This is a genomic window from Actinocorallia lasiicapitis, assembly GCF_054778695.1.
On the sequence record NZ_BAAGZI010000004.1, the window covers coordinates 44,035 to 50,530 of the forward strand.

Annotated in this window: 8 protein-coding genes; 5 read left to right on the forward strand and 3 right to left on the reverse strand. The window is 69.6% G+C overall.

Features of this window, described 5'->3' with window-relative positions; all coding sequences use genetic code 11:
- Positions 1 to 45: 45 nt before the first annotated feature.
- The gene (locus ACYVE7_RS01275) at positions 46 to 774 is read right to left on the reverse strand and encodes a metallophosphoesterase (protein ID WP_460362419.1); all 729 of its coding nucleotides are present in this window, start codon (positions 772 to 774) and stop codon (positions 46 to 48) included.
- Positions 775 to 863: 89 nt separating this feature from the next.
- On the opposite strand from ACYVE7_RS01275, the gene ACYVE7_RS01280 reads away from it, so the two are divergent.
- The 5 genes from ACYVE7_RS01280 (at position 864) to ACYVE7_RS01300 (ending at position 5,215) form a co-directional block, all read left to right on the forward strand.
- A complete protein-coding gene (locus tag ACYVE7_RS01280; RefSeq protein WP_460362420.1) occupies positions 864 to 1,715 on the forward strand; it encodes an aldo/keto reductase in 852 nt (283 codons plus the stop codon).
- A gap of 88 nt (positions 1,716 to 1,803) precedes the next feature.
- On the forward strand, positions 1,804 to 3,213 hold the full coding sequence (locus ACYVE7_RS01285; protein WP_460362422.1) for an MDR family MFS transporter: 1,410 nt from the start codon (positions 1,804 to 1,806) through the stop codon (positions 3,211 to 3,213).
- A 31-nt stretch (positions 3,214 to 3,244) separates the two neighbouring features.
- Positions 3,245 to 3,964, forward strand: coding sequence for a rhomboid-like protein (locus ACYVE7_RS01290; RefSeq protein ID WP_460362433.1), 720 nt, complete (start codon positions 3,245 to 3,247; stop codon positions 3,962 to 3,964).
- Between the two features lie 71 nt (positions 3,965 to 4,035).
- The gene (locus ACYVE7_RS01295; RefSeq protein ID WP_460362424.1) at positions 4,036 to 4,530 is read left to right on the forward strand and encodes an ATP-binding protein; all 495 of its coding nucleotides are present in this window, start codon (positions 4,036 to 4,038) and stop codon (positions 4,528 to 4,530) included.
- A 43-nt stretch (positions 4,531 to 4,573) separates the two neighbouring features.
- Positions 4,574 to 5,215 (forward strand): B3/B4 domain-containing protein, encoded by a 642-nt coding sequence (locus ACYVE7_RS01300; RefSeq protein ID WP_460362425.1) that lies wholly within the window; start codon positions 4,574 to 4,576, stop codon positions 5,213 to 5,215.
- A 155-nt stretch (positions 5,216 to 5,370) separates the two neighbouring features.
- On the opposite strand, the gene ACYVE7_RS01305 is transcribed toward ACYVE7_RS01300, so the two are convergent.
- Together ACYVE7_RS01305 and ACYVE7_RS01310 are read right to left on the reverse strand one after the other, a co-directional pair.
- Positions 5,371 to 6,030: a FadR/GntR family transcriptional regulator gene (locus ACYVE7_RS01305; protein WP_460362426.1), complete on the reverse strand. Its 660-nt coding sequence runs from the start codon at positions 6,028 to 6,030 to the stop codon at positions 5,371 to 5,373.
- Between the two features lie 79 nt (positions 6,031 to 6,109).
- A partial coding sequence (locus tag ACYVE7_RS01310) for a tetratricopeptide repeat protein (protein WP_460362428.1) occupies positions 6,110 to 6,496 on the reverse strand: 387 nt, incomplete at its 5' end.

Sequence of the window (6,496 nt, forward strand, 5' to 3'; positions counted from 1 at the left end):
TCTGTCGCGGTCCACACTCCGGTCATACTTCGCGAACAACGAAATTCAGGGGCAGACACGTGCGTGCGAGGTGAGACTCGTGCCGTTCCACACATGCAGCGTGAACCCTGGCGGCAGGTCCCAGTCCAGGTCGGCGGGTTCCGCGGGAGTGAGCGCGGTGTTGATCGTCGCCGGTGCGGTGATCACCGGAACCCCGGCGAAAGCGGCCGCCGCCGCGGTGTGGACGTGCCCCGCGACCACCGCGACGACCTGGGGAAACCGCCGGACGATCTGTTCGAGCCTGTCCGGTTCGCGCAGCAGGTATCCGTCGAGCCAGGGGATCCCCACCGAGACCGGCGGATGGTGCATCCCGAGGACGGTCGGTACGCCGCGCCGCGCGTCGAGCGCGTCCGCCAGCCACTCCAGGACGGAGTCCTCCAGCCGTCCGTGGATCTCGCCGGGCACCGTCGAGTCGATCAGCAGCACCGACAGCCCGTCCAGATCGAGGGCCTGGTTGACGGGCCCGTCCCCGCCGGACCCGTCGCCGAGCAGGACCTTCCGCAGCGTCGCCCGGTCGTCATGGTTGCCGGGACAGAACACTGTCGGAACCGAACAGGAAAGTATCTCCAGTGCCTGCTCGTACTCCGCGGCCGCGGCGTTGTCGGCGATATCGCCGGTGACGAGCAGCGCGTCGACGGGCAGCCGCCGCACCTGATCCATGACGTGCCGTGCCCGCCGGGCGTTGCGTGCGCCGAGGTCGAGATGGGTGTCGCTCACCTGAGCCAGTACCAACATGGACTCAGCCTGCGTTGACCTGGCGAGACCGGGAAAGGGCCAATCCCGTACGTATGGCCTGCTCCAGCCGTCGGTTAGAGTCAGGGTTCATGTCGTTTGGGATGTTCTTCGTGGGGCGTGACCTGCCCGTCCACAGGCTGGGGTTCGGTACCGCCGCCCTCGTCGGGTCCGGCTACTGGGGGCCCCGCGAGCTCCCCGACGGCGACGCGGTCGCGCTGCTGAAGCAGGCCGTCCGCGGCGGCGCCGATCTGCTCGACACCGCCGACAACTACGGGCCCGATCTGGCCGAGGAGCTGATCGCCGAGGCGCTGCACCCCTATCCGATGGGGCTGCACATCGCGACGAAGGGCGGGGTCGTCCGCACGTCGGCGACCGAATGGCACATCGACGGACGTCCGGAGGCGCTGCGCGCGGCGGCCGAGGGCAGCCTCCATCGGCTGAAGCTCGACCGGATCGACCTCTACCAGCTCCACCGGATCGACCCGCAGGTGCCGCTCGCCGACCAGCTCGGCACGCTCGCCGAGCTTCGCGAAGAGGGCAAGATCCGGCATATCGGCCTGGATACGGTGACGGTCGAGCAGCTGCACGCCGCACTGGAGATCACCGAGATCGCCTCGGTGCAGAACCGCTTCAACCTGCTCGACCGCGAGTCGGCGAAGGTCATCGAGCTCTGCGAGGTCCGCGACCTGGCGTTCCTGCCGTGGTTCCCGCTCGGCAACGGCGCCCTGACGGGCGACGCCAACACGGCCGTCAACGAGATCGCCACCGCGCACGACGCGACCCCGGCGCAGGTCGCGCTGGCCTGGCTGCTCTCCTACTCCCGAGTGATCATCGCGACGCCCGGCACCGCCGACCCCGACCACCTCGACGAGAACCTCGCCGCCGCGGACCTCGAGCTCACCCCCGACGACCTGACCAGGCTCAACGCCCTCACCCGCTAGCTCCCAGCCCGGCCGCCACGGAATATTTCTTTGACTTGGCAAGTTTCACCCTGGTTGCCTGAACCCCCGGACGACCAGAAGGAGCCCCTTGCCCACGAAGATCACACCCAAGGTCGCCGTCAGTGTGGTTTTCGTAGCCGCCATGTTCGTCTCGATCCTCGACACCACGATCGTCAACGTCGCCCTGCCGAAGATCGCGGACGGTTTCGACGTGCCGGTCACCGGGATCGGCGCCATGGTCACCGGCTATCTGGTCAGCCTCGCCGTGGTGATCCCCGCCTCGGGCTGGCTCGCCGACCGCTTCGGCAACCGCAGGATCTTCCTGATCGCGTTCGGCCTGTTCACGCTGGCCTCGGCGCTTTGCGGTTTCGCGACCAGCGAGACCCAGCTCATCGCGTTCCGGATCCTGCAGGGGGTCGGCGGCGGGATGCTCACGCCCGTCGGGATGGCGATGCTGCTGCGGGTCTACCCGCCGGCGGAGCGGATGCGCGCCAACCAGATCCTGATGGTCCCGATGGCGATCGCGCCCGCGCTCGGGCCCGTGCTGGGCGGGCTGCTGGTCGACAGCGTCGGCTGGCGCTGGGTCTTCTTCCTCAACCTGCCGATCGGGATCGTCGCGATCGTCTTCGGGCTGCTGACCCTGCCCGAGCATGTCGAACCCGAGGCGGGCAGCTTCGACGCCGCCGGGTTCGTCCTGGCCGGGGCCGGTTTCGCCGGAATCATGTACGCGCTCAGCGAGGGCGCGAACTCCGGCTGGACGTCCCACCGCGTCCTGCTGACGGGCCTCGGCGGGCTGATCCTCATCGGCGCGCTGATCCAGGTCGAGCTCCGCAAACGCCGTCCGATGCTCCACCTGCGCCTCTACCGCGACCGGCTGTTCCGCTGGACCAACATCGCCTCGGTCTTCTCGACGGCCGGATTCATGGGCGTGCTGTTCCTGCTCCCGCTCGCGCTGCAGGAGGGCCGCGGTTTCTCGGCGCTGCACGCCGGGCTGTTCACCTTCCCCGAGGCGCTGGGGGTCATGCTCGGCTCGCAGCTCGTGCCGCGCGGCTACCGGAAGATCGGTCCGCGCCGGATGATGGCGTTCAGCCTGACGGTCGTCGCCGGGCTGATCGTGCTGCTCGGCTGGATCGCGGTTCCGCTGATCCCGGTCGTCATGTTCTTCCTCGGCCTGATGATGGCGCACGTGTTCATCCCGGCGTCGACCGCGGCGTTCGCGACGGTCTCCAAGAGCCTGTCGGCGCAGGGTTCGACGATGTTCAGCGCGCTCCGCCAGCTCGGCGCCGCGCTCGGCGTCGCCGGTCTGTCGACCGTGCTCGCGCTGGCCAAGCCGGCCGGTGCGATCGCCCCGACCGCGGGCAGCTACCACTGGGCGTTCGCCGCGGCCGCCGCGATGTCCCTGCTCGGCGCGGCCCTCGCGCTGAAGATCAACGACGCTGACGCGGCGCCCACGATGGCCGCCCCGCCCGTAGGGAAGCCGGCGCCCGTCGCCGCTTGAGTGGATCTTCGCCTGGGTACCGGACCAGGTGATGTTTCCGCTGGCCGAACCACTGATCCTCATCCTGACGCTGCTGCTCGCGGCAGCCGCCGGGTGGAACTGGCCGGGCGGTGCGCAGGTCAGGCGCGGCTGGCGGTGGGCGGTCGGCTGGACGCGCAGGAACCCGGCGTCGGCGGTCCTGTGGATGCTCGTCGTCATGCACGGGGTGATGCTCGCGGGCCTCCCGGACGGCGTCCAGGACGCGGTGCTCCGCACGCACAGCACCAATCTGTACGAGATGGAGCGCTATCCGATCTCGGTGCTGATCACCTCGGCGCTCTGGACGGAACTGGACGATCTGCCCTATGTCACCCTGCTCGCGCTCCTGGTCTGGGCGCCGGTCGAGCGCTGGCTCGGCACGGCCAGGGCGGTCCTGGCGTTCTACATCGGTCATATCGGCGCCAGTGCGATCACCACGACGCGGGCCGCGCGGCTCGTGGAGGAGGGTGTGCTCCGGCACGACTTCGTCGGGATCATCGACGTCGGGGTCAGCATGGGCAGCCTCACGCTCGTCGCCCTGCTGGTCTACCGGCTGACCGGATGGCGCCGCTGGGCGCTGCTTCTGTCACTGATCATCCTGGTTCCTTCGTCTGTGGTGGTCTTCGGGCGGTACAGCACCGCCGGGCATCTCTTGGCGCTGTTCATCGGATTCGCCCTCTGGCCGATCACTCGAGGAAAGCTGCCAGAAGTCCGGAATCGCTTGCGAGCATGACCGCAAAAGGGAGACCATCGTGTCATCGGGTGCTCACCCGGAGTGACTCGTTATTGCGGAGGCGAGCTCATATGACTGCCAAGGTGCGGAGCCTGCGGCTGCCCGGGCGTCCCGACCAGGTCCGCACGGCGCGAAGATTCGTCGCGGACCAGCTCGGAATCGATCACTCCTACCGTGACGACGCGATCCTGCTCGTCAGTGAGACCGCCACCAACGCGGTCGAACACACCGAAAGCGGAGAGGTCGGCGGCCACTTCACCGTGACCGTCAGCCACACCGCGGACTGGGCGCGGATCGTCGTCGCTGACGAAGGCTCCTACACCGCGCCCTGTTTCTGCAGGGTCGCCCCGGAATCCACCGAGGGACGCGGCAGCGAACTCCTCGACAGCTGCGCGACGAAGTGGGGCATCACTCGCGAACCGGCCGGTACCAGGGTCTGGTTCGACGTTGGACTTTCGGCGGCGGAAGCCGCCGAAGAAAAGGGTCGTGGCCTTGAGGTCGAGCCCGCCGGTGAAACTGGAGGGCACCGGCAGGAGCTCCCTCAAGGCCACGGCACGGCCGCATGACCCCGTGACGGGTTCCGGGCGCGCTCCCATGGATAATCGGGTCATGCTCGATTCGATCGTCGTCGACGAACAGGTGCGCGCCCTTCGCCCCGATTTCGCGGTACTCGTCCTGATCGCTGAGGGGCTGTCGAACGCGCCCGGCGATCAGCAGTCCGCCTCCTGGCTGACGGCCGCCGCCCAGATCGCCGCCCCGGACGACCCCCACATCACGGCCTGGCGCGACGCCTACAAGGCGTTCGGCGCCAAACCGAACCGCACCCGCCCGTCGGTCGACGCCCTGATCCGTCGCGCCGACTCGCTGCCCAGCATCAACCGCGTCGTCGACGCCTACAACGCCGTCAGCGTCGAGTACGCCCTGCCGATCGGCGGCGAGGACCTCGACACCTACCGGGGCCCGGCCCGCCTCACCCTCGCCGACGGCACCGAGACCTTCGGCGATGACGAGCCGCCCGCCGCCGGCGAGGTCATCTGGCGCGACGACGAGGGCGCGACCTGCCGTCGCTGGAACTGGCGTCAGTGCGTCCGCACCCGGATCACCGAGGACACCAAGAACGCCCTCTTCCTTCTGGAACGGCTGGAGCCCTACCCCCTCGAACGGTTGGACGCCGCGGGCGAGGCCCTCGCCACCCGGCTCCGCGCGATCAGCCCGTCCGTCGAAATCACCGGACGCCTCATCACGGCTTGACCGGGCTCGCAACTGAACCCCCCACCCGTCCAGTCGAAAACGGTATTTTCCCGACGATTCCCCGACGGATGAATCCGAAGACAACTCATGAATCCCGGCGAATCCGTGCGGGAAGACCGTTCCGGTAAGGGTTTTCAGCGAACCGCCGCGGCGACTCAGCCCGCGCCGCGGCGAACGTTCTCGAAACAGTCGTGGGTGGCCTGTGCCGCCCGCTCCGGATCGGCGGCCGCGATCGCGTCCGCGATGGGCCGGTGCGGCACGGCCGGAAGATCACCGGAAAGCACCACACTGGCCCGGACGGCCGCGGTGAAATCCGCGTAGAGGTCGATGAGGACCTGGTTGTGAGTGGCCTCGACGACCGACACATGGAACGCGAGATCGGCGTCGAGGAAATCGTCCCGTGTCCCCGACCCCAGCGCAGCCTCCCTGGCCTCCAGCGCCGCGTTGATCCGCGCCAGATCCTCCTCGGTGCGCCGCGCCGCCGCCAGCCGGGCCGCCTGGATCTCCAGCGCCGACCGCACCTCGAGGATCTCCAGCATCTCCGCGGCACGCAGCCGCCGCTGGACCGCGCCGGAGAGTTCGCTGGTCGCGCGCACATAGGTGCCGTCGCCCTGCCGGCTGTCGAGCAGCCCCGCATGGGTCAGCGCCCGGACGGCCTCGCGGACGGTGTTCCGCCCGACGCCGAGCAGCTCCACCAGCACCGGCTCCGCCGGGATCTTGCCGCCGACGGGCCAGGTGCCGCGGGCGATCTCCTCCGAAAGCTGGCCGATCACCTGGTCGACCAGCGACGCCTTCTGTGCCGCGCGCAGTGCCATGGCTTTTCCCCCGATCATCCCATGACCGAGTCTACGGGCCACGACCCGTGGCCCCGGGCGGCCCGCCCGGGAACGCGGATCAGTGGTCGGCCAGCGCCTGAGTGGGCTGGTGGGTGGGGCGCAGCCCCACCGATTCGAGGGCGCGCCGGTAGGCGTTGGTGGCGGCGGCGCCGTCGCCCGCGGTGTCGAACAGGTCGCCGAGCTCCCGGGCGAGGGAGGCCGTCGCACGGCTCGGCGGGAACCGGTCCAGATGGATCGAGGTGGTGCGCAGCACCAGCAGCGCGGCGTCCACGTCGCCCCTGGCCAGCTCGGCCTGTGCCAGGACGAGCTGTGCCTGCGCGACGATCGGGTCGAGCTCCTGGCGGGGCGGTTCGGCCAGCGCGGAGCGCAGCCGGGTGATCGCCTCGTCGAGCCGGCCGAGCCCGATCAGCGCGCGGGAGGTCTCGATGGCGCAGAGCGCGGCCTC